The following is a 25,164-nucleotide window of genomic DNA, read 5'->3' as shown; positions in this document are numbered from 1 at the left end:
CGTACAGTCCTTTCATGGGCGTCATAGCATCCGATAGTTTTGACACGGTCATTGTCGGCGGTGGACACAACGCGCTGACCGCCGCCGCATACCTGTCCCGCGCGGGCCAGCGTGTGCTGCTGCTGGAGCGCCTCGATGTGCTTGGCGGTGCGGCTATCTCGGCGCCCGCCTTCGCGGGGGTCGAGGCGCGATTGTCCCGGTACTCGTATCTGGTGAGCTTGCTGCCGCGCCAGATCATCGATGACCTGGCGCTGGACGTGCGGTTGGCGCGCCGCACGTTCGCCTCGTACACACCCGACCCGGCCGACGGCGGTCGCAGCGGATTTCTCGCCAGCACCCATGATTTCGCGGAGTTCGGGGCGCTGTGCGATTCGGTCACCCGGCCGATATGGGATTCGATGCTCAAGCCGCTGCGCCGGCGCAGCGCCGCGCGGACCGGGGCGTGGGAGCAGTTCATCGAGACACCCATCGGCGAGGTGATCCGTGCGGCCACCCCCGATGACCTGCGACGCGGGGTGCTGCTGACGGACGCACTCATCGGAACCTTCGCGAGTGCCGATGACCCTTCCCTGCAACAGAACATCTGTTTCCTGTACCACCAGATGAATCCCTGGGACGTCCCGATCGGTGGCATGGGTGCCGTGACCGGTTCGCTGGAGGCCTCCGCCCGGCGACATGGCGCCGAACTACGCACCGGCGCGGAGGTTCTTTCGGTATCACCCGATGGAGAGGTGCGATACCGCACCGGCAGCGGCGAACACACCGTGGCGGGTGCCAGGGTTCTCAGCGGTGTCAGCCCCACGGTGCTGGCCGGCCTGCTCGGGGAAGCCCCACCCGCGGGCCAGCCGGGCGCACAGGTGAAGGTGAATCTCCTGCTGAACCGGCTCCCCCGGCTCCGCGATGAAAGTGTCACGCCTGAGCAGGCTTTCGGCGGAACGTTTCACGTCAACGAGACCTACACCCAGCTGGAGAGCGCGTATCGGCAGGCATCCAGCGACCGGATTCCGCAACCGTTACCCTGCGAGATCTATTGCCACTCCCTGGCCGACTCGAGCATCCTGTCACCGGAGTTGCGCGCGTCGGGGGCGCAGACGTTGACGGTCTTCGGCCTGCACACGCCGCATGGGCTGGGCGCAAGCGCCGAACAGCTTCAGCACGCGGTGCTCGCTTCACTGAATTCCGTACTCGCCGAGCCGATCACCGATGTGGTGGCCACCGACGCAGACGGCCGGCCGTGTATTGAGACCAAGACCACCGTCGACCTGGAGGATGCGCTCGGCATGACGGCAGGCAACATCTTCCACGGCGGGCTGCAGTGGCCGTTCGCCGAAGACGATGAACAGTTGGAGACCGCCGCACAACGCTGGGGCGTGGCCACCGATCATGACCGGATACTGCTGTGCGGATCGGGTTCTCGCCGAGGTGGTGGAGTATCCGGACTGGGCGGCTATCACGCCGCGATGGCGGTGCTGGACGCGGACTAGGCGCCGTTCACGAACGACCGCCCAGCGCCTTCCGCAAGAGGGCGTGCAGAGAATTCAGATCCGTCTCGTCCAGCGCGGTCAGTGCGGCCGGTGCCGGGTCGTCCAGATCAGCGATAGCTTCCACCAACTCTCTGCCCTCGTCGGTGAGCGACACCCGTTTACAGCGGCGGTTCTCCGGGTCGACGCGGCGTACCACCAATCCCCGCCGCTCCAGATCACTCACTGCCACCGTGGCCGCGGGTGCGTCCAGCGCGGTCGCTTCGGCGATCCCTTTCATCGTCATGGACTGCCGGGCAAGCCTTCTCAGAATGCGGACCCGGCTGAAGGGCAGCCCGGTCATTTCCACGACGGTGCGGCGCCAGCCGTCGCGGTTGTCGAGCACCAGGCTGGCCATGGTGCGCCACACCTCGTCCGCGAGCGGTCTATCCGGCATGCGAGACCTCCCGCGGCGCGGTGCCCTCGATCAACGGGGCGAGTCGTTGCGCGGACCGCACCGCGACCGGTGACGTGGACACGATTCCCAGGGTAGCGATGAGCAGACCCAGCGCCGCGCACATGTACCAGAGAACGGGCGCACCGATCGAACCGCACAGCGCCACACCGATACTCACCCCGACCTGACGACTGGTGGAAGTGACCGCGGAGGCGGCACCCGCGCGGTCCAGCGGCATTCCGCTGACGGCGGCGTTGGTGATCGGCGCATTCACCATGGCGAACCCGGCGCCGAAGATCGCGAAGGTCACCAGTAGCTCCCATACCGGCGTCGCTGCCGTGACTCTGGTCAGCAGCATTGCGGCGGTGAAAAACATGCCGCCCGCGGCCAACAGTGATGGCCGGGCACCGAACCGGCCCACCATACGGCCCGATATCGGCGAGAAGACCACCGCCCCAACGGCAATCGGGAGATAGATCAACCCGGTGTGCATCGCCGAGAAGTGCCGCTGCCCCTGTAGATACAGCGACATGGTGAACAGGAACGCACTCCAGGCCATGCACGCGCATATCGCGGTGAGCGTGGCCGAAGCGAATGGGATGCTGCGAAAAAAGCGCAGATCGATGAAGGGATGCCTGCGCCTCGACTCGTACCTGAGGAACACCGCGAACGCCACCAGCGCGGCGGCCAACACGGTGATCAATCCGGGCGTCGCCCATCCCAGGGACGGTCCTTCGATGAGGGTGAACACGATGCCGAACAAGAACAGCACCGCGAGCACCTGGCCGATCGGATCGATGTCACGCATGGTGGCCGATTTGGTCTCCGGCACGAAGACCGCCGTCAGCACGAAAGCGAGCACGCACACTGGCAGATTGATCCAGAAGACGGCGCGCCAGCCCACCCATTCGATCAGCAGCCCGCCGGCGATCGGACCCAGCGCCATCGATATTCCCACCACGGCGCCCCAGAATCCTAGGGCTCGCGCACGTTCCACCCGGCCGGTGAACACCTGCGAAATGATCGACAGCGCAACCGGATTCAGCATCGAGCCGCCCACCGCCTGCAGCAAGCGCGCGGCGATGAGCAACCCGACGGTGGGTGCCAGGCTGCACAGTAGCGAGCCGATCGCGAAGATCGACAGCCCGATGTGGAAGACCTTGCGGCGACCCAGCCGGTCGCCCGCGGCGCCCGAGAGCATCAGCAGCGAGGCCAGCCCGAGGGTGTAGATGTCGATGACCCACTGCAGCTGCGAGGTGGTGGCCCCGAAATCTGCCCGGATGGTCGGCAGCGCGACGTTCACGATGGTGGAGTCCATCGACACGATGAGCAGACTCAGGCAGCAGGATCCCAGGATAACGATCTTGCGGCGCTCACTGAGTACACCCACGGTCGCGTCCACACAACCATTGTGAAACTACAACTGTTAGCGATGCAAAAAGATTTGCGTCACACTGTCAGCTATCGGCCGAAACGCCATCGGCCGAGATCAGGGGTACTGGCGCTCCCCGTAGCCGGTGTAGATCTGCCGCGGGCGGCCGATCTTGCCGGGCTCCGAATGCATTTCACGCCAGTGCGCGATCCATCCCGGTAGGCGGCCCAACGCGAACAACACGGTGAACATGCGTGTCGGGAAGCCCATGGCCCGGTAGATGACGCCGGTGTAGTAGTCGACATTCGGGTAGAGCTTGCGCTCGATGAAGAACTCGTCGGTGAGCGCGATCTCCTCGAGTGCCTTGGCGATATCGAGCAGCTGGTCGTCGCCGCCGAGCTTGCCGAGGATCTTGTCGGCCTGCTCCTTGACGATGCGCGCACGGGGATCGTAGTTCTTGTAGACGCGGTGCCCGAAGCCCATGAGCTTCACGCCGTCTTCGCGGTTCTTGACCCGCCGCACGAAGTCGTGGGCGTCGCCGCCCTCGGCACGGATGCGCTCCAGCATCTCCAGCACCGCCTGGTTGGCACCGCCGTGCAGCGGGCCCCAGAGCGCATTGATGCCACCGGAAATCGAGGTGAAGAGGTTGGCGTCCGAGGAGCCGACCAGGCGCACCGTCGAGGTGGAGCAGTTCTGCTCGTGATCGGCGTGCAGGATCAGCAGCATGTCGAGGGCCCGCACGATCTCCGGGTCCACCTCGTACGGCTCCGCGGGCAGACCGAAGGTCATCCGCAGGAAGTTCTCGACGAGGCTCAGCGTGTTGTCCGGGTACAGGAACGGCTGCCCGACCGACTTCTTGTAGGCGTAGGCCGCGATCGTCGGCAGCTTGGCCAGCAAGCGGATCGTAGACAGCTCGACCTGCGCCTCGTCATGCGGGTCCAGCGAGTCCTGGTAGTACGCGCTCAGCGCGTTCGCGGCGCTGGAGAGCACCGGCATGGGGTGCGCGTTACGCGGGAAGCCGTCGAAGAACCGCTTGAGGTCCTCGTGCAACAGCGTGTGGCGCTGGATCTTGGTGGTGAAGTCCGCCAGCTGCTGCGGGGTGGGCAGCTCGCCGTAGATGAGCAAGTAGCTCACCTCGATGAAGGTGGACTTGTCGGCCAGCTGCTCAATCGGGTACCCGCGGTAGCGCAGGATGCCCGCGTCGCCGTCGATGTAGGTGATGGCGCTCTTCGTCGAGGCGGTGTTGACGAAGCCCGCGTCGAAGGTGGTGTAGCCGGTATCAGCCAGCAGCTTGCCCAGCGCGAAACCGTCGGCACCTTCGGTCGCACGGACGATGTCCAGCTTGGTTTCGCCTCCGGGGTACTGGAGAGTAGCGAAATCATTGTTGTCGGCCACAGGCATCCCTTCTGAGGTTGAGCGGCTCGTTGAGAACGTTCATAGAGAAGGTAGTCGCTCCCTCTATGCGGCGCCTGGTCAGGGTCGAGAACGCAGACCAAACAGGCGCCGGCCGTCCCGCCGGGTGCGCACCGTGCCGAGCGCGCGGTCCCATGCGAGCAGCGCCGCGGCGGCCATCACCGTCGGCCGGAACGTGTCCCTGGCCAGCGATGCCGTCGCCTTCGCCTTGGTGGCGGCGCTGGCCTTGGACATGTGCCCGGAGTCGAACGGCGGCTGCGGGTCGTATTCGATGCTCAGCTGAATCGCCTTGGCCTCCTCCTCGCCCGCGATCTGACCGGCCAGCCACAAACCCAGATCAATGCCGGCGGACACTCCGGCCGCGGTCACCACACCCGCATTCCCGGTGCGCACGATGCGTTCGTCGCCGACCGGCGTGGCCCCGAATGCCTTGAGCGCGGGCAACGTCGACCAGTGCGAGGTGGCTCGCTGCCCCTCGAGCAGGCCGGCCGCCGCCAGCACCAGCGAACCGCTGCACACCGAGGTGGTCCAGCTCGCCGTGGGGTGCACCCGGCGCAACCACTCCAGTAGCTCCTGATCGCGTGCGGCCATGGTCGTTCCCGGGCCGCCGGGCACCAGCACCACGTCGGGTGCGGGAGTCTCGTCGAACGAGTGCGTGGCGCCGATCACCAGCACCCCGGAATCGGCGGTGACGGGACCTGGCTTGTGCCAGACGAATCGGACCTCGGTGTTGGGCATGAAGCGCAGCACCTCATAAGGGCCGATGAAATCCAGCGCGGTGAAGTCCGGGTACAGCACGATCGCGATTTGCGTCGGGTGTGAAGTCATAGGGAGGCCCTTTCGGTTCGCTGGAAGGTTTTGCGGTACTGGTCGGGCGATACGCCCATACGACGAACAAAGTTGCGGCGCAAGGACTCTGCGGAACCGAATCCGCAGCGATCGGCGATCACCACCATGGTGTCGTCGGTCTCCTCGAGCTGTCGGCGCGCGGCCTCGGACCGGATGCGCTCCACGTAAGCCGACGGCGCCTCGCCCACCTCCGCGGTGAACAGCCGGGTGAAATGCCGCGGGCTCATCGCCGCCAGCCGGGCCAACTCCGGCACCCGGTGTGAGCCGCCGGGCGCCGCCTCGATGGCCTCCTGCACATCCCGAATCGGCATCCTCTTGGCACGCGGCATCCATACCGGCGCCGCGAATTGAGACTGCCCGCCGGGCCTGCGCAGATACAGCACCAGCATGCGCGCCACCATCTGAGCGACTTCCCCGCCATAGTCGTCCTCGACCAATGCCAGGGACAGGTCGATACCCGCGGTCACGCCCGCCGCGGTCCACACCTTGGCCGAGCTTCGCAGAAATATCGGATCGGGATCCACGGTGACGCTGGGGAATTCGTTAGCGAGCAGCTCCGCCATGGCCCAATGCGTGGTGGCCCGGCACCCGTCCAGTAGGCCCGCCTCGGCGGCCAGAAACGCGCCGTTGCACACACTCACCACTCGCCGAGCGGAACGCGCGGCGAGTCGAATCCAGTCCATCAGGGCGGCATCGCGTTGCACCGCGGGCACGCCACGACCGCCGGGCAGCAGCAACGTGTCACATCCCGCACGCGGATCGGGCAATGGGCGGGTAACCAGCCCGAGCCCCGAGCCGGTAGCGATCGGGACGCCGTCGGCCGACACCAGGGATACCTCGTAGCCGTCTTGCCCGGTCACATAGTCGGACGCATGCGCGAACACCTCATACGGCCCCACCAGATCCAGGGCTTGTACTCCCGGAAATCCCAGGATCACCACCGAGCGCGTCACGCCTCTCAGTGTTCGCCACCTGGGCAATGGCGTCCAGGTCGGGTATCCCACAAATTAGGACATCAAGATCCCGGCAACCACTGCTGATCGGTGGCCGCGAGCAACCGCTCGTGGTCCTCGCGATTGAGCCGCGCATACGCCTCGGCGAAATCGGCGAACGCGGCATCGGCGGCGTTGGGATCGGTGCCGGCACCCAGGTAACCAGCGATCACCCCCGGCACACCCGATTGAGCATGGGCACGGGCCAGCGCGACGGCGCACAGTGCGCCATAGAGCGCCAGGTCGTCGGGATTTGTCAGGCTGGTGATGTCCACTGAGCCCTTCATGTCCCGGAACTGCCGGACGTAGAAACTGCCGCGCCGAGTGGACGTCACGTAACCGAGGAAGGGGTCACCGCTGGCCTGCATGATGCGTTGGCCCGACACCACGCGCCGGCCGTGCTCCAGGCGCAGTTCCTGAGGAAAGTACGTCTCGATCACCGACGCCGACGCCTCCTTCATCTGCAGGAACAGCGGCGAACCGTCAGCGTCGGTCAGCAACGCGAGATAACAGCGGGTGCCCACGCTTCCGACACCGACCACGCGCACCACGGCGTCCTGGAATTGGTGGCAGGCCAGCAGGGCGACCACATCCTCGGGCACGGAACCGAAGTACTCGTCGACCATCGCGGCAGCCTCGGACAAACCCATCTCCGGGACACGGACCGCGATGTCCTGCTGCTCCACAATGCGGTAATGACCGTCGACGGTGGTCGTGGTGAGCTTGCGTAGTGCCCGATGCGAGGTGTTGCGGGAGGCCTTGGACACCGTCTCGGTGGCCAACTTGGACGCACTCTTGGATAGCCGGGAAACCAGATCCAGCACCTCGAGTGCGGTCGTCTTGAGGTAGTACCGCTCCAGCGCCGACATCTGTGCCAACTCATTGATCCGGGCACGGTAGGCAGCCGCTGTCTTGACGGCCGTCTGGCGCACGGCATCGTCGGGCATCCCGAACTCGTGACCGAGGATGGCCATGCTGGTGACGAGACGTTTGACATCCCACTCCCACGGACCCACCGCGGTTTCATCAAAATCGTTGACGTCGAACAGCAATGCGCGTTCGCGGGAGGCAAAGAGTCCGAAATTGGACAGGTGCGCGTCGCCGCAGATCTGTATCAGGACTCCGGTCGTCGCCGTACCGTCGAGGTCGGCCGCCATGACCGCGGCCGCACCGCGATAAAACGCGAACGGCGACTCCGACATGCGCTCCCGGCGCACCGGGACGAGCGACGGAATCCTGGTTTTGTTCTGCGCCGCCAGCACCGCGATCGAGTCTCGCCGCGGCGCGTCGGAGAGTTCGGCGAGGCTCCGCCGCGGCATGCGATCACGTAGTCCACGGCCGAACGCCAGCTGTTTGTCTCGCGAAAACCGTCGCAGGTCCTCGGTCGTCGGCGTATCCATACGAAGAATCTATTGCGGGTCGAGTTGGGCTTCAGTAGAAGTCCGGAACCGCACGAACACCGGCACCAGCAGCGCCGCCACGATCACCCCGACCACCACGAGGGCGCCACCGCCGGCAGCGGCCGCGGTCGTCCCCACCGCGGCGGCGGCCGTGCCGTGCGCGAAGTCCGCCACCCGCGGTCCCCCGGCCACCACCACCGTGAACACCCCCTGCAGGCGGCCCCGCACATCGTCGGTCGCGACCGACTGCAGGATCGTGGTCCGGAAGGCCGCCGACACCATGTCGGCGATGCCACCGATCACCAGGAAGAACAGTGTCAGCCACAGCAGTGGCGCGTGTGCGGTGAGACCGAACCCCACCATCGCCAGCCCCCACACCACAATGCTGACCACCACCGCCAGCCCCTGACGATCTATTCGGTGGAACCAGCCGGAGAACACCCCGCCGATCACCGCACCCACCGATATCGCGGCCGACAACAGCGCGATCACGGTGCCACCGTCGGCGGGATCACCGAATCCCTCGTGTGCGATCTGCGGAAACAGGATGCGGGGCATCCCGAAGATCATGGCGATGAGATCCACCACAAAGGACATCAGCACTATCTTGTGCCCGGCCAGATACCGAAAGCCGTCCAACACGTCTTGGAAGCCGGAGGCCTTGGCGCGCACCTCCTCTGACAGTCCGATCGGCGGCATCTTGTGCAGCCGCACGGTCGCCCAGATCGGCGCCGCACACGCGATCGCGTCAATCAGGTACAGCGTGGACAGATCCACCCATTTGAGCAGCACACCCGCCAGCAGCGGACCGGCGATGAAGCCGAACTGCTGCACCGTCATATTGAGCGCATTCGCCGCCGGCAGCTGATCGAGCGGCAGCATCCGTGGAATGGCCGCGGCACGTGTCGGCGAGTTGACCGCGAAAAAACCCTGCTGCACCGAGAGCAGGCTCAGCACCATCCACACGTTGTTGACCGACAAGGCGGCCTGCAACCACAGCAGCACCGAGGAAATCGCCAGTCCGCTCGCGGTGATGATCAGCAGCGTCCGCCGGTCCATCCGGTCCGCCAGGGCGCCGCCCCACAGGCCGAACACCACCAGCGGTACCAGCCCGAAAACACCCGTCAGTCCCACGTACGCCGAGCTCTGGGTGAGGGCGTAGATCTGCACCGGGACCGCGAACAGCGTCAGCCCTGCTCCGATGACCGTGACCACTCCGGCCAGCCACAGCCGCCGGAAGTCGGCGTTACGAAGAGGCGTGATGTCTGCGAAGAAACGTCTCAGACCGCACCTGCTCCACTCGTTGCCGGCTTATCAGGCACCCGCGGTGCCCCGGGTGGCTAACTTACCCGGGGCACCGCCGGTTCACTCCTTCGCCTCGGCTAGTGCGTCAGATGGCGCGGGTGTGGCGTCCGGCGCAGCCTCGGCGGGTTGGGCCTCCTGCGAGGCCGACTCGGACTCGGCGTCGGGCAACTGAGCCACCAAGTACTCGGCGAGCCCGCCGATGGTCGGGTAGTCGAATACCGCGGTCGCGTTGATGGTGAACTTGCCGCCGAACTGGCTGTGCAGGCGGTTGCGCAGTTCGATCGCCATCAACGAGTCCGTGCCCAGGTCCAAGAACCGGCTGGTGGCGGCCGGCGGCTGCGCCAGGCGCAGGAAGTTCTGCACCTCACGCTGCAGGAACTCGGTCACGAAGCCCGCCCGCTGCGGCACCGGAATCTCCATGAGCTGCTTGAGCAGCTCACTGTCACCGGTCACCTCACCGACGGCACTGGGCAACACCAGATCCAGGATCGGTGGACGAGAGCTGCCCAGCACCTTGGCGGCACGCTGCCAGTTCGCCTTCAGGATGGTCGCCTGTCCGGTGCCATTGGCCACCACCTCGGCCAGTGCCGCGAGCGCCGCCGACGGATCCAGCGGAATCAGGCCCTGGGCACTGATATTCGCGGTCGCCGCTTCCGACGACGCCATGCCTCCCTGACCCCACGGACCGAAGTTGATACCCGTGGCAGGCAGACCCTGCGCCCTGCGCTGCGCGATCAAACCATCGAGCAACGCATTGGCCGTCGCGTAGTTGGACTGTCCGGGCGAACCGAACAGGCTGGACACCGAGGACGACACGATGAAGAAGTCCAGATCGTCACCCTTGGTCAACCTGTCCAGATACTCCGCACCGAAGGCCTTGGGCGCCAACGTTGTCCGGAACCGCTCCACGCTCTGCTGACCGAGCAGCGCATCATCGAGCACACCGGCCAGATGTGCCACACCCGCCAGCGGCGGCAGTTCCGCCCGGATCCGGTCCAGGAGCCCCGCAACCTCGGCCTGGACGCCGACGTCGGCGGTGAACACGTGGATGCGCGTCTTGGAGCGCTCGGTGATCTCCTCGATCAAGCGTTGCGCATCGGTGTCGGGCGCGCGCCTGCTCGTCAACACGATGTCTCCGGCACCCAGCTGAGCCAGATAGGACGCGGTGTGCAGGCCGATCGCACCGAGACCACCGGTGATCAGATACGTCCGATCCGGCCGCGGTGCAAGCGGATTCGGCATCTGGCAGACAATCTTGCCGATATGCCGCGCCTGCTGCATGCGGCGGAACGCCGACCTGGCCTCCGTGAGCGGGTAGATCTCGGCGGGCAGTGGCGTCCACTCCCCCTTGGCCAACCCCTCCGACACCTCGGTGAGCAAGGTGCGGATGCGGTCGGGCTCGGTGAACATCACCGTGTCCAACGCGACGATCTCGTACGCGATATCGGGTCGGGCCTGCGCCATCTGCTCCGTGCTCCAGATATCGCGCTTGGCGATCTCGGCGAAGCGGCCGTTCTTGGCGGTAGCGCGCAGAGTCGCCTCGATGAAGCCCTCACTGGTGAGGCTGTTGAGCACCACGTCCACACCGGCACCATCGGTGTCCGCCAAGATCTGATCAGCGAAATCGGTTGTACGCGAGTCGTATACATACTTCACGCCGAGCTTGCGCAGTGTCGCCCGCTTGAAGGTACTGGCGGTGGCGAACACCTCGGCCCCGAACTGCTGGGCCATCTGAATGGCCGCCAGACCCACACCACCGCTGGCGGCGTGAATCAGCACCTTGTCACCCGGCTTGAGCTGCGCCCAGTCGAACGACAGCCGAACCGTGAGCGCGGCGGCGGGAATCGTGGCGGCCTCGACCCCACTGATCCCGTCCGGAATCGGTGCCAGGAACTGGGCCGGCACGTTGAACCGGCTGCCGAAGGCACCCTGCATGGAGCCATAGACCCGCTGGCCCACCTCGACTCCGGTGGCACCCTCGCCCAATTGGGTGACGATGCCGGCGAAGTCACCGCCGATCGGTCCCGGGTCACCCGGATACAGACCCAGCACGTTGAGCACGTCGCGGAAGTTGAGACCGGCGGCCTCCACCCGCACCTGCACGTAGCCCTCGTCCGGTGCCGGCACCTCCTTCTCGGTGATCCGCAGGTTGTCGATGGCGCCACGCTCGGTGGGCGCCAAGACGTAATCGCTACCTCGAGGCACCGTCAGATGCCCGGTGCGCGACCACGGCAACAACCGGGAAGCCAGCAATTTACCTTGCCGCACCGCGATTTCCGGCTCCTCCACCGGTGCGACCAACAGCCTCGCCAGCGCCTGCACGGCCTCCGGTGACCCGTCGCCATCGACGAGCTTGGCGCGTAGCGCCGGTTCCTCGTTGATGGTGGTACGCCCGAATCCCCAGAGCGCTGCCTGCACCGGGTCCACCGGCTCGCCGGACTCGGTGGCCACCGCACGCTCGGTGACGATCCACAGCCCGCCAGGGAGTTTCACACCGTTCTGGGCACTGTTCTGCACCGTGTGCACGGCGCTGAGCAGGTTGGCGATCTCGCCCTCGAGGCGTGCGGTGCTCTCGGCGGTCGATTCCTGCGCACCCGGTCCGGCGGCGCGCCAAACGACACCGGAGAACGGCACGCCGCGCTCCTTGGCCGCCACCAGCACCTCGCCCAGCAGTTCCGGATCAGTCTCCCGGTTCAGCGGGATGCAGCCCGGCACCTTCGCGGCGAGCTCATCGAATCCGGCGATCAGCCAGGTACCGACCGATGACTCCTCGCCCTCATCCGCGACGGGTGGCACCGGAACCTCGTGCCAGCCAAGGGTGTACAGCAGCCGGGTGGCGTCGCCGCCGAGCCCGCGCAGCAGCGCCTCGCGCGGTGCGCGCTTGACGGTGAACTCACGAATCCCGCCCAGGTGACGGCCATCCCGATCCAGGTAGTCGAGATCGAAGACCTGCGTCTCGCTATCCAGCGGGCTCTCATGCCACCGCGCACGGCAGTAGAAGCGCCGGGGCATCTTCTCCTTCAACGTCACCTGTCCGTACCGCAGCGGCAGGAACAGATCGTTGACGCCTTGCTCGGCGGCGAGCAGCGCGGGGAACGCCGGGAAGGCGACACCGGTGCACAGGTCCATCAGGACCGGGTGCATCGGTTCGGCGCCCAGCTGTTCGGCCAGCTCTTCACCCACCAGGACGTCACCGATGGCCTCACCCTCGCCCAGCCACAGCGACTTCAGCGAACCGGACCAGGTTGGGCCCCAGGCCAATTCCAGATCGGCGAAGATCTCGAAGAGCTCCATCGGACGCATGCGCTCCATCCGTTCGATGGCGGCGTCGACCGGCTCCGCCGGTTCGGCGGACTCGGGCGCCGGCTCCGCGTCGTCCCCGATCCCGGTGACGACTGTGCCCTCGGCGTTCAGCGACCAGTCGACGTCGCGTTCACCGTAGGGACGGCTGTGCACCTGGAACTTCGATCCGCTGCCATCTTCCAGCGGATGCAGTGTCAGCTGTACCTCGCGAGAACTCTTCTCAGGCAGGATGATCGGCTCGTAGAAGAACACGTCCTTGGCACGCGCCGGGGTGCCGACGGCGGCCAGGGCCATCGCGGCATAGGTCGCGCCGGGGACGACGACGGTGCCGTAGATGACGTGGTCGGACAGCCACGGCTGCGACCGCACCGACAGCCTGCTGATGTACACCGAATCGCCGGAGGCCAGATCCTCGCCCCTGCCCAGGATGCCCGAGGGCAATCCGCCTCCGCCTTCGATAGCGGTTCCGGACGACTTCGGCCAGAAGCGACGGCGCTGGAACGGGTACGTCGGCAGCTCCACCGTTCGGTGTGGGTGGTGTTGCAGTGCGGCGAAATTGGGCCGGTGACCACTGACGTAGGCCGAGGCGAGCGCGTCGGCAATCTGCCGCCTGTCGTCAACGCCCTTGCGCAACGAGACGATTGCCCGCGGTGCCGCCAGGTGCTCGGGCCAGACCTGCACCGCGGCGCCTGTCAGCACCGGCTGCGGACCGATCTCCATCAACACCGAGCAGCCGAGCGCCGCCACCGTGCGCACGCTCTCGGCGAACTGCACCGGCTGGCGCGAATGCCGCCGCCAGTACTGAGCGTCGATCGGGGTCTGCGCCGTCAGCACCGCACCCGTGCGGTTGCACACCAGCGGCAGTGTCGGTGCGGCGAACCGCACTTGCGCCGCATACGACTCGAATTCGTCGAGGACGGGGTCCAGCAATTCCGAGTGGAAGGCATGGCTGGTCTCCAGCCAGGTGCAACGGATTCCCTCTTCCTGGAATCGGGCGACCGCCTGCTCCAGGTCCTCACCCGGGCCCGAGAGCACGGTGTTGGGGCCGTTGTAGGCACCCACCGATACCCGCGGGTACTCCCCGGCGATCTGCTCGACATGCTTGGCGTCACTGAACACGGCAACCATGCGCCCGCCCGCGGGCAGGCTGCCGAACAGCCGGCCGCGCTCGGCGATGAGCCGTGCGCCGTCCTCCAGGCTGAACACTCCCGCCACGCACGCGGCCGCGTACTGGCCGACGCTGTGCCCCAGCACCACATCGGGCTCGATACCCCATGACTGCCAGAGCCGGGCCAGACCCATCTCGACGGCGAACAGCGCTGGTTGGGCGAACGAGGTGTGCCGCAACGCTTCTCCGGCCTTACCGCCGGTTTCGCGATCGGTGGCGAACATGACCTCCAGTAGCGGGCGCGTCACGATGTCCTTGACCGCTTCCGCGCAGCGCGTCACCGTCTCGGCGAACACCGGCTCGGCGTCGAACAATTCACGCGCCATACCGGGGTACTGGCTGCCCTGACCGGTGAACAGCCACGCCGTTGTCGGGTGATTGGTGTGTTCACCACGAACAACACCCGGACGCAGACGGTTCTGTGCCAGCTCAAGCAGTCCCTCGCGTGCGGTCTGCACCGTATCCACCACCAGGGCGGCGCGATGCTCGAAGTGCGACCGACCGCGCCCCGCGGTCAGGCACACATCTGCCAGATCCACATCCGGGTGGGCTGCCAACCAGGATTCGTAGCGCTGGGCCACCGCAGCCAGTGCCTCGGGAGAGCGCGCGGAGAGCGGGAGCACGTTCACCGGTGCGGCCTGCGGTGCCGACGTGTCGTCCGCCTCCGGCGCGGCCTGCGGCTGCGGCGCCTCTTCGATCAGCACATGCGCGTTGGTCCCGGTGAACCCGAAGGAACTCACTCCGGCACGCCGTGGCCTGCCGTTGGGCTCCCACGGAATCGCCTTGTCCACCACCTGCACCGGCAACGAGTCCCACGGGATGTGCGGTGACGGGTTGTCGAAGTGCAGGCTCTGCGGCAGCACCCCGTTCTGCAACGACAGCACCACCTTGATGAGACCCGCCGCACCGGAGGCCGATTCGGTGTGGCCGATGTTGGACTTCACCGATCCCATGAGCAGCGGCCGGTCCGCCTGGCGCGAACCGCCGTAGGCCGCCGCGGCGGCCTGCACCTCGATCGGATCACCGAGCGGGGTGCCTGTCCCGTGCGCCTCCAGGTAGTCGACATCGCCGCCCACCAGGCCGGCGCGCGCCAGCACTGTACCGATAAGACGTTGCTGTGCACCACCATTGGGGACGGTCAGTCCGCTGGAAGCACCGTCTTGGTTCACCGCGCTGCCGGGGATCACGGCAAGAACCCGATCCCCATCACGCTCGGCATCGCTCAACCTCTTGAGCACCAGAATGCCGCAGCCTTCGCTGCGCACGTATCCGTCGGCGGAAGCGTCGAAGGTCTTGCAGCGACCGACGGGTGACAGCATCCTGGCCCGCGAGGCCGCGATGACCGTCACCGGGCTCAGCAGCACGTTCACTCCACCGGCAACTGCCAGGTCGCAGTCACCGGAATGCAGGGCCTGGACGGCCTGATGCACGGCCACCAGGGCCGAACTGCAGGCGGTGTCCACCGCGACCGCCGGTCCCTCGAAGCCCAGCGCGAAGGCCACCCGGCCGGAGATCGCGTTGAGCGCGTTACCGGTGATGAAGTACGGCTCGATCTTGTCGATCGACTCCGAGGACAGCAGATGCGCGTACTCGTTGGCACCGACACCGGCGAAGATTCCGGTTCGGCTGCCACGCAACGCGGCCGGCGAGTATCCGGCTCTTTCCAGCCCCTCCCATACGGTTTCGAGCATGAGCCGCTGCTGCGGCTCGATCCAGACGGCCTCGCGCGGCGAGATGCCGAAGAACTCCGGATCGAACCCGTCGATACCGTCCAAGAACCCACCGAAACGCGTGTACGTCTTGCCCGCGGTCTCCGGATCCGGATCGTAGAACTCGTCGATGTCGAAGCGGTCTTCGGGCACTTCCCGGATCGCATCCACACCGCCGGCCAGCACATCCCAGAAGGCCTCGGGATTGGGCGCGCCCGGGAAGCGGCAGGACACCGAGACAATCGCGATCGGTTCGTCGGTGCGATCCGTCACGGCCGAGGCCAGCTGGGCCGCCGGCTTGGCTTGCTCGCTCAGGCCCAGCACCTCGCCCAGCAGGTAGTCGGCGACATCGGAGATGCGCGGATGATCCATCACCAGGGTGACCGGAATCTCCTTGCCCACACCCTGTTCCATGCGGCGGCGCAATTCGACGGCCATCAGCGAATCCATACCCAGATCGAAGAATCCCGCGTCCTCGCGGATCTCCGACACGTCAACGCGAGTCACCTCGGCCACCGCGTCACGCAGGTAATCGGTGAGCAGCTTCTTACGCTGCTGCACCGGAGCGTTCGCAAGCCGTTCGACGAGTTGCGTCGTACCCGATTGGGCACCGGCTGCCGCCCCGGCGAGGTGCGAGGGCACCTCACGATCCAGCTCTGCCAGGAACGCCCGCCTGCCCGCCTGCTGATACAGCGGCAGGAACCGGGCCCAGTCGATACGCGCGATGACTCCCTGTGCGGCGTTCGAACCGGAAGCCGCCACCACGTCGGCCAAACCGGCCAGCGCGTCGGCGGGAGACAACGTCTTGATGCCGCGTTGTTCCAGTCGCGCACGCGATTCCGCGTCGGCCATACCGGCCGACCAGGGGCCGAAATTGACACTCGTCCCGGCGATGCCCTGCGCGCGCAAACGCCAGGCCAATCCGTCCAGGAAAGCGTTCGCCGCGCTGTACGCGGTTTGCCCGAAGCCACCCCACACCGAGGCGATGGACGAGGTGTTGATGAAGAAGTCGAGCTTCAGGCCGGCGGCGGCTTCGCTCAGATGCCATGCGCCCCAGACCTTACCGGCGAAAACGCGATCCACTTCGGCATCTTCGAGGTCGCCCAGCGGCGTGGTGCCGATCTCACCGGCGGCATGGACGATGCCCGCCAGCTCCGGCAGCTCGGCCCGCACACTGGCCAGCAAGCGGGCGACGTCGTGCGCGTCGGCGACATCGGCGGTGACCACCCGGACATCGCAGCCCTGCGCACTCAAGAGGTCGATGCGCTGCTGCGCGGACTCACTGGGCTCGCGCCGACTCGTCAGCACCAGATGCTTGGCACCGCGGCCAGCAAGATACCCGGCGATCTCAAGACCGATGGACCCCAGCCCGCCGGTTACCAGATACGTTGCGTCACTGCGTACTTCCAGCGGCTTACCGCTGGGCGCCTCCTGCCGGCGAACCAGCCGGGGAACATAGACCGCCTGGCCGCGCAGCGCGAACTGGTCTTCCCTGGCGGACGCCTCGCCCGTCACGGAGACCCGGCCGATGAACTGCGACCATTCGTCGGCGCCGGCATCGGACAGATCGGCGAGCCCGCCCCACACCTGCGGAAGTTCCAGTGCCGCGGCGCGGCCGAATCCCCACAAGGCACTCTGCTCGGGTGCCACGGCGTCCGATTCGATGGCGTGCTGCGCGCCCCGGGTGACCACCCAGATGGGAGCACGTAGTTCCGCGGCGGCAGCGGCGCGGAAGAGCCGACGGGTTCCGCCCAGGATCTGGTGCTGGATCCGCAGCAACGACTGCGCCGAAGAACTTCCCGCACCCGCGTCGAGCCCCGCGACATGCACGATGCGCAGCGCCGGGCCCTCGGCCGCCGCGGCCCGCAGCGTCTCCACGAGCTGAGCCTCGTCCGCGTCCGATACCGGTAGCGCGAGCGTTCGATGCTGCTGGCCACGCGCGGTGAGCGCCTCGACCAAGGGCTGAGCAGCCCCTGCGGTGTCCCCAATCAGCAGCCAGGTGACGTTGCCCGCCGCGTCCGAACCGGACAGCGGAGTGGGCGACTTCTCCCAACGGAATTGGTAGCGGTCGTCCGCGATGGTCTGCGTCGAGCGCTGCTGGTTGTGCTGCGCCGCAAGCTTTGTCAGCACGGACAGGGTCTGCTGGTCGGCCTCGGCACCACCGAGCAGGTTCGCCAGCTCCTCGATCTTGCCGTCTTCGAGCAGACGGACGGCCTCGGTCCGCGGCCCGGCGGTGTTCTGCTGCCGGTTCGCGGTGCTGTCGGCGTCGCGCTTGTCGCTGAACCAGTACTGGCGGCGCTCGAACGGATAAGTGGGGAGATCGAGCTTGCGGGCGTGTCCATGCTGAAACGCGCCGAAGTCGGGCAGGTGGCCCAGCACGTAGGCGTCGGCGGCGGCCTCGGTGATCTGCCGGTGATCCGCGGTGTTACGGCGCAGGGATGCGATCGCACGCGGGGCGGTGGCCGGATCCGGCCATGCCCGCAAGGCCGCGGCGGTGAGCACCGGCTGCGGGCCGATCTCAAGCAGCACCTTGCAGTTCATATCGGCAAGCGTGCGTACGCTCTTGGCGAATTCGACCGGCTGCCGGGCGTGTCGGCGCCAGTAGGCACCGTCGAGTTTCACGCTTCGGCCCAGCGCGGTACCCGTCCGATTGTCGATCAGAATCCGTTGCGGGGTCTTGTAGTTGAACTGATTGGCGTATGCCTCGAACTCGTCGAGGATCGGGTCGAGCAGTGCCGAGTGGAACGCATGGCTGGTCTCCAGGAAGTCGCAGCGGACCCCTTCGGCCACCAGGCCCGCAATGGCCTTCTCCAAATCCTGTGCGGGACCTGACAGTACGGTGTTGGCCCCGTTGTAGGCCGCCACCGAAAGGCTGGGAAATTCGTCGGTCAGACTCTCGACTCGCGCGGCGTCGGTGAACACCGCGGCCATCCGGCCACCCTCGGGCAGGCTGCCGAACAGCCGGCCCCGCTCGGCGATCAGCCGGGCGCCGTCTTCGAGGCTGAACACGTCGGCAACGCAGGCCGCCGAGTACTGGCCGACACTGTGGCCCAGCACGACATCGGGCTCAAAGCCCCACGATTGCCAGAGCCGGGCCAGACCCATCTCCACCGCGTACAGCGCGGGCTGGGCGTAGGACGTCTGCCGCAGCGTGTCCTCAGCTTCCGGACCGTCGACATCGAAGATGACATCCAGCAAAGGCTTTTCGAGAACGTCGGCCACCGCGGCAGCGCAGCGGTCCAGCGTCTCAGCGAACACCGGCTCGGTGTCGTACAGCTCCCGGGCCATACCGGGGTACTGACTGCCCTGACCGGTGAAGAGCCACGCGGTCTTGGGCGTGTCGTGAGATTCGCCGCGGCCCAGACCGGGCGCGGGGCGATCATCCGCGACGGCTCCGAGCAGCTCGACAGCAGCTTCTCGCGAATTGACCACCAGCGCGGCGCGGTGCTCCAGGTGCGCTCGCCCGACACCGGCGGTGAGGGACAGATCGGCCAGCGTGGCCTCGGGGTGCTCATTCAGCCAGGCACGGTACTGATCGGCGACCTGCACCAACGCCGCAGGCGTGCGCGCCGAGAGCGGCACGATGCTGAATTTCTTGTCCCCGGCGGGCACGGGCGTGTCGGCCGTTTCCGGCGCTGTGGACGGCGCTTCCTCCAGGATGACGTGCGCGTTGGTCCCGGCGAATCCGAACGAACTGATACCCGCGATACGCGGCCGCCCGTTACGTTCCCAGGGAGTCGCCTCCTTGACGACCTTGACCGGGAGCCGGTCCCACGGAATGTGCGGCGACGGGTTCTGGAAGTTGCGGTGCTGCGGCAGCAGCTCGTTCTCGAGCGACAGGATGACCTTGATGACGCCCGCGATACCCGCGGCCGCCTCCAGGTGCCCGATGTTCGTCTTCGCCGAGCCGATCAACAGCGGATCGGCGGCGTCGCGGCCGATGCCGTAGGCCGCACCTGCCGCTTGGGCCTCGATCGGATCGCCAAGCGAGGTGCCGGTGCCGTGCGCCTCCAGGTATCCGACCTCGCTGGGCGCGACGCCCGCGCGCTTGAGCGCATCGGCGATAACACGCTGCTGAGCAACACCGTTCGGTACCGTCAACCCGCCCGAAGCACCATCCTGGTTAATGGCACTACCGCGAATCACGGCCCGGACCCGGTCGCCGTCGCGGAGCGCGTCCTCAAGACGCTTGATGACGATGACGCCCGAACCCTCACCGCGTACGTAGCCGTCGGCGGCCGCGTCGAAGGTCTTGCACTTACCGTCGGGCGCGAGCATGTGAGCGTGCGAGAAGGTGATCATCGTGGCCGGCGTCAACAGCACATTCGCACCGCCCGCCAGCGCGAGATCGCACTCCCCCAGCTGAAGCGCTTGGCACGCTTGATGAATTGCTACCAACGACGAACTGCACGCCGTGTCCACGGCAACCGAGGGGCCTTGCAGACCCAGCCGGTAGCTGATCCGGCCGGCCGCCGCCGCATTGGAGGTGCCGATGGCCATGTAGGCCTCGATCTCGGGAAAGGTCAGCTCGTCGGATGCCATCCCCAGGTAGTCGTGGGTGGCCAAGCCGACGAATACGCCGCTATTAGTCTCAGCCAAATCCGTTGGGGCGATACCGGAATGCTCCACCGCACGCCACGCCGTTTCCAGCAAAAGTCGGTGCTGCGGGTCCATCAATCTGACCTCGCGCGTCGACATACCGAAGAACGGCGCGTCAAATCCCGTCACATCATCGACAAAGCCCGCACGCCGCGTGACGACCTTGCCGGGAGCGCCCGGTTCCGGGTCGAAGAACTCCTCGGCATCCCACCGATCGGCGGGTACCTCGGATATCGCATCGCGGCCTTCCCGCAACACATCCCAGAATTCGTCCGCGCCTGCGGCCCCGGGAAAACGCGCTGCATAACCGATGATGGCAAAGCGTGGGGTTGATTCGGTCTGATTTTCAGCGGATTCCATGCGGTGGCCTCCTTGCGTCGGCGGGTGAGAGAGTGGGCCTCGACGTCGTCGGGCGAGAATGTGACTCGGGACATCGACGTGTGCGAACGCGACTCTAGCCGAACAAGTATCGTGCGCACTGTTGTTCCCAAACTTCATAGTTACCCGGACAGTAAGTTCTAGTTATTACTGGTATGCCGTGTGGCGCATGGGGTTTCCAGGTTTCGGTTGACCGGCGGCTGCGCCACCAAACCGAGGGTATGTTGGGCCAGCGATGAGAGATGCCGGAACGGGGCCGGCCGAGCGAGAGGGACGGCGTTTTGCGCATTGGCACGATAACGGTTGGCGCACTTGATGAATGGACGTTGAGTCCAGGGTCGGTGACGTCCTGGCACCCCACGCCCGCTGCCGCCGAGAAGGCCCGGCAGGCACCTGTGAGTTCAGTGCCAGTCAGCTACATGCAGACACAGCATCTTCACAATTACTACGAGCGCAACAGTGCCGGACTCAACTTTTCCCGGCAGATCATCGCCAGCTGTGATGTTCCTGGGAATTGTGACATCGCCGCCATGGACCACGCCCTCAACGCGTACTTGCGCAGGCATGACACCTTCCGCAGCTGGTTCGAGCGCACCGAAAACGGCGAGTTCATCAGGCATTCGATCAGCGATCCGGCCGACATCGAATTCGCCCCTGTAACGCAGGGGCATATGTCTGTCGATGAGATACGTAGCCATGTCATCGATATCCCGAGTCCGCTGGAATGGGGGTGCTTCACCTTTGGAATCATCCAGGGCGAAAACCACTTCACATTCTTCGCTGCCATGGATCACGTACATGGGGATGCCACCCTGATCGGCACCACCATGATGGAAGCCAATGGCATGTACTCCGCACTGAGCAGTGGCGGTGCGGCACTTACCCTTCCGGATGCCGGCAGCTTCGACGACTTCTGCACTCGCGAGCGCGAATTCACCTCCCAGTTGACCCTTGAATCACCAGGGGTTCAGGCGTGGATCGACTTTGCCGAGAACAACAATGGGACCTTCCCCGAGTTCCCGCTTCCACTCGGTAATCCGTCGGAAGCCACCAACAGCACGATGACCTCGCTGTTGTTGCTAAACCCCGAACAGACCGATCGCTTCGACTCCGCGTGCGGAGCATCCGGCGCCCGGTTCGTCGGCGGTCTGTTCGCCTGCCTGGGTCTGGTCGAGCACGAATTCACCGGTGCCGTCACGTATTACGGTCTGACCCCGCGAGATTCCCGCACAGCTAGCGACAACTTCATGACGCAAGGCTGGTTCACCGGGCTGATCCCGATCACTGTCCCCATCGCGGCAACCTCGTTCAACGATGCCGCCTACGCGGCGCAAACCGCATTCGATTCGAGTCTGGACATGTCCCGGGTGCCGTACTACCGGGTGCTGGAACTGGCGCCGTGGTTGAAGTGGCCGCAGCCGAACTTTCCGGTGTCGAACTTCTTCCACGGTGGCGCCGCGCCGCTCAACGCGATCCTCGCGGCGGGCGAGCTGGGCCTTGCCAACAACATCGGCATCTACCCTGATGGCCGGTTCTCCTACCAGCTGACCATCTACATATTCCGGTACGGCGAGGGCACCGCGATGGCGATCATGCATCCCGACAATCCGATCGCCGAGAAATCAGCCCTGCGCTACATGGAAGCCATGAAATCGGTGTGCGTCCGCGTCGCGGACACCGGGCACTGGGGACGCGTCGCGTAGCTTGGGCGACATCAGAGTGAGGGTGAGGATTTTATGCGGCGGCTAGCCGATCTCGTGGTGCGATGGCCATGGGTGGTGATAGGCGCCTGGGTCGCATTGGCCGTCGCGCTGCCCTTGACCTTCCCCTCACTGACCGAGATGGCGGAGAAGCATCCGCTGGCGATTCTGCCGGCGGATGCACCGTCGAGTGTCACGGCCAAGAAGATGACCGAGGCGTTCCACGAATCCAGCAATGACGACCTCCTCTTGGTCGTGTTCATCAACGAGAACGGGCTGGACAAGAACGACTCCGCCACCTACCGCAAGGTGGTCGACGCGCTGCGGCACGATCTGACCGATGTCGTGTCGGTGCAGGACTTCATCGGCACACCCGAATTGCGCAAGTTCCTGACAAGTCAGGACAACAAGACATGGGTGCTGCCGGTTGGCCTGGCCGGCGAGCTGGGCACACCCAAGGCCTTCGACTCGTACAACAAGGTCACCAGCCTCATCCAGCACAGCATCGACGGCAGTCCGACCACCGTGCACATCACGGGTCCGGCCGCCACCGTCGCGGATCTGACCGTCGCGGGCCAGCAGGACCGGCTCCCGATCGAGATCGCGATCGCCGTGCTGGTGTTGGCCGTGCTGCTGCTGGTCTATCGCAGTGCACTGACAATGATGCTTCCGCTGGTGACCATCGGCTCATCGCTGGTCATCGCGCAGTCGGTGGTGGCGGCGTATTCACAGCTGACCGGCGCGGGCGTCTCGAACCAGTCGATTGTGTTCTTGAGCGCGATCCTGGCCGGCGCCGGAACGGACTACGCCGTCTTCCTCATCAGCCGTTATCACGACTATCTGCGCTCGGGTAAGACCTACGACCAAGCGGTCCGGGCCGCGATGATGTCGATCGGCAAGGTGATCACCGCGTCCGCGACGACGGTGGGTCTCACCTTCCTGCTATTGAGCTTCGCCAAGATGGGCGTCTTCCAGACGGTCGGCGTGTCGTCGGCGATCGGGATCGGCGTCGCCTACCTGTCCGGAATGACCCTGCTGCCCGCGATCCTGGTGCTGGCCGGGCCGCGCGGTTGGGTCAAGCCGCGGCGGGAACTGACCGCTCAGTTCTGGCGCCGCTCGGGTATCCGCATCGTGCGCCGGCCGATTCCGCATCTGGTGGCCAGCGTCCTGGTGCTGGCGCTGTTGGGCAGCTGCGCGCTGCTCGCCCGCTACAACTACGACGACCGCAAGGCAGTTTCGCCGTCGGCACCCAGCTCGGTCGGATACGCGGCGCTGGAACGCCACTTCCCGCTGAGTCAGTCCATCCCCGAATACATCCTTATTCAGTCGCCACGTGACCTGCGTACGCCGCAGGCCCTCGCCGACCTGGAACAGATGGCCTCGCGTATCGCGCAGCTGCCCGATGTGGGCCTGGTCAGCGGTGTCACCCGACCTCTCGGTGAGGTGCCACCCGAGTTCCGGGCCACCTATCAGGCCGGGCTGGTCGGCACCAGACTTGCCGACGGCTCCAACCAGATCAACCAGCGCAGCAGTGACCTCAACCGGCTCACCTCCGGAGCCAACACCCTGGCCGGCAGCCTCACCGATCTGCGCAATCAGCTCAGCAAGATCACCCCCGGTCTGCAGAGTCTGCTGGAGGCGTCGAACTCACTGAAGACCAAGTCCGGCGGCGACGAGCTGGTGCGCAATGTGGACAACGCCGCCAAGCTCGTCGACGAAATCAACGCATTGGCCAACGACATGGGCTGGAACTTCTCCGCCGCGAAGGAAATGTTCGGCTGGATCAATCCGGTGCTGGCGGCCCTCGAAGGCAATCCGGTCTGCGATGCCGACACCTCCTGCAGCAACACCCGCGGCCAGTTCGAGCGGCTCGTCGGCGAACGCAACAGCGGCCGCCTCGACGAGATCGAGCGGCTTGCCCATCAGCTGGGGAATTCCCCCGGCAACAAGGCGACCCTCTCCACGACGGTGACCAAACTGAACGCCTCGCTGTTGAGCGTCGTCAACGGGCTGCATGCCATGGGACTGGACAAGCCCGGTGGCCCGCAGGCCGGGCTCAACCAGTTGCGCCAGGGCGCCGACCGTCTGGCCGGCGGCAGCCAGCAGGTGGCAGGCGGTGTGGATCAGCTTGTCGGGCAGATCAAGGTGATCGTCAACGGCCTCAATCAGGCCTCGAGCTTCCTGCTGACGATGAAGACCAACGCCGCCGATCCCTCGCAGGCGGGCTTCAACATTCCCGCCGAGGTGCTCAACAATCCGGACTTCCAGCGAGCCGCCCACGCGTTCATCTCGCCGGACGGCCACGCCGTGCGTTACCTGGTTCAGACGAAGCTGAACCCCTTCAGCCCCGAGGCGATGGACCAGGTCAACCAGATCAGCGATATCGCCAAGGGCGCTCAGCCCAACACCACGCTGGCGGACGCGACGATCTCGATGGGCGGTTTCCCCACGGCGCTGCGGGACACCCGTGACTACTACCAGCACGACATTCAATTCATCATCGCGGCGACGCTCATTGTCGTTCTGCTGACCCTGATGGTGTTGCTCCGCGCGATCGTCGCACCCTTGTATCTGGTCGGTTCCGTGGTGCTCTCGTACTTCGCGGCCATCGGTATCGGCGTGTTGACATTCCAGTTCCTGCTCGGCGAACAGTTGCACTGGACCGTGCCACCGTTGGCCTTCGTGGTGCTGGTGGCGGTGGGCGCCGACTACAACATGCTGTTCGTGTCGCGCATGCGGGACGAGTCGGCGAGCAGCGTGCGTTACGGCATCATCCGTGCCCTGAATTCCACCGGTGGCGTCATCACCGCGGCCGGGCTGATCTTCGCCGCCTCGGTGGGTGGTCTGCTCTTCTCTAGCATCGGCATCGTGGTCCAGGGCGGGTTCGTGATCGGCGTGGGCATTCTGCTGGACACCTTCGTGGTCCGGACCATCACGGTGCCCGCCATCGCGGCATTGGTCGGCAAGGCGAACTGGTGGCCATCGCAGGTCATCGCCGGTCAGAAGTCGTCGGCAAAACCCGCGGCCGCCACGCCGGCAAGTTAGCAAGCACCCGTTAT

Annotated in this window: 11 protein-coding genes; 3 read left to right on the top strand and 8 right to left on the bottom strand. The window is 66.0% G+C overall.

Translation table 11 applies throughout. The annotated features are described in order from the left end of the window. The first annotated feature begins 14 nt into the window (after nt 1-14). A complete protein-coding gene (locus ABG82_RS05075; protein WP_043078873.1) occupies nt 15-1,484 on the top strand; it encodes a phytoene desaturase family protein in 1,470 nt (489 codons plus the stop codon). A gap of 7 nt (nt 1,485-1,491) precedes the next feature. Here the strand turns inward: ABG82_RS05075 and ABG82_RS05070 are convergent, their stop codons facing one another. The 8 genes from ABG82_RS05070 to ABG82_RS05035 all read right to left on the bottom strand — a co-directional run bounded on the left by ABG82_RS05070 (nt 1,492) and on the right by ABG82_RS05035 (nt 20,387). Continuing rightward, entirely contained in the window at nt 1,492-1,917 is a 426-nt protein-coding gene (locus tag ABG82_RS05070) for a MarR family winged helix-turn-helix transcriptional regulator (RefSeq protein WP_043078874.1), read from the bottom strand. Beyond that, nucleotides 1,907-3,319, bottom strand: coding sequence for an MFS transporter (locus ABG82_RS05065; protein ID WP_043078875.1), 1,413 nt, complete (start codon nt 3,317-3,319; stop codon nt 1,907-1,909). The genes ABG82_RS05070 and ABG82_RS05065 overlap by 11 nt, the downstream gene beginning before the upstream one ends. 87 nt (nt 3,320-3,406) lie before the next feature. After that, entirely contained in the window at nt 3,407-4,690 is a 1,284-nt protein-coding gene (locus ABG82_RS05060; protein WP_162269186.1) for a citrate synthase, read from the bottom strand. Nucleotides 4,691-4,762: 72 nt separating this feature from the next. Continuing rightward, on the bottom strand, nt 4,763-5,530 hold the full coding sequence (locus ABG82_RS05055) for a DJ-1/PfpI family protein (RefSeq protein WP_043078876.1): 768 nt from the start codon (nt 5,528-5,530) through the stop codon (nt 4,763-4,765). Further along, nucleotides 5,527-6,504, bottom strand: a complete 978-nt coding sequence (locus ABG82_RS05050; protein ID WP_078343521.1) for a GlxA family transcriptional regulator — start codon at nt 6,502-6,504, stop codon at nt 5,527-5,529. Before ABG82_RS05050 ends, ABG82_RS05055 begins: the two co-directional genes overlap by 4 nt. A gap of 62 nt (nt 6,505-6,566) precedes the next feature. After that, a complete protein-coding gene (locus ABG82_RS05045; RefSeq protein ID WP_043078877.1) occupies nt 6,567-7,943 on the bottom strand; it encodes a DUF2252 domain-containing protein in 1,377 nt (458 codons plus the stop codon). Nucleotides 7,944-7,952: 9 nt separating this feature from the next. After that, the gene (locus tag ABG82_RS05040) at nt 7,953-9,158 is read right to left on the bottom strand and encodes an MFS transporter (protein WP_234708052.1); all 1,206 of its coding nucleotides are present in this window, start codon (nt 9,156-9,158) and stop codon (nt 7,953-7,955) included. Between the two features lie 150 nt (nt 9,159-9,308). Continuing rightward, nucleotides 9,309-20,387 (bottom strand): type I polyketide synthase, encoded by an 11,079-nt coding sequence (locus ABG82_RS05035; RefSeq protein WP_043078879.1) that lies wholly within the window; start codon nt 20,385-20,387, stop codon nt 9,309-9,311. Between the two features lie 299 nt (nt 20,388-20,686). On the opposite strand from ABG82_RS05035, the gene ABG82_RS05030 reads away from it, so the two are divergent. After that, on the top strand, nt 20,687-22,108 hold the full coding sequence (locus ABG82_RS05030) for a condensation domain-containing protein (protein ID WP_062826714.1): 1,422 nt from the start codon (nt 20,687-20,689) through the stop codon (nt 22,106-22,108). 33 nt (nt 22,109-22,141) lie between these two features. Beyond that, the gene (locus tag ABG82_RS05025) at nt 22,142-25,150 is read left to right on the top strand and encodes an MMPL/RND family transporter (protein ID WP_043078881.1); all 3,009 of its coding nucleotides are present in this window, start codon (nt 22,142-22,144) and stop codon (nt 25,148-25,150) included. Nucleotides 25,151-25,164: the final 14 nt, after the last annotated feature.

Source organism: Mycobacteroides immunogenum, from assembly GCF_001605725.1.
GTDB classification, from domain to species: domain Bacteria; phylum Actinomycetota; class Actinomycetes; order Mycobacteriales; family Mycobacteriaceae; genus Mycobacterium; species Mycobacterium immunogenum.
The sequence above is the reverse complement of the archived record's forward strand: the minus strand, read 5'-3'. Positions and strand labels throughout refer to the sequence as shown.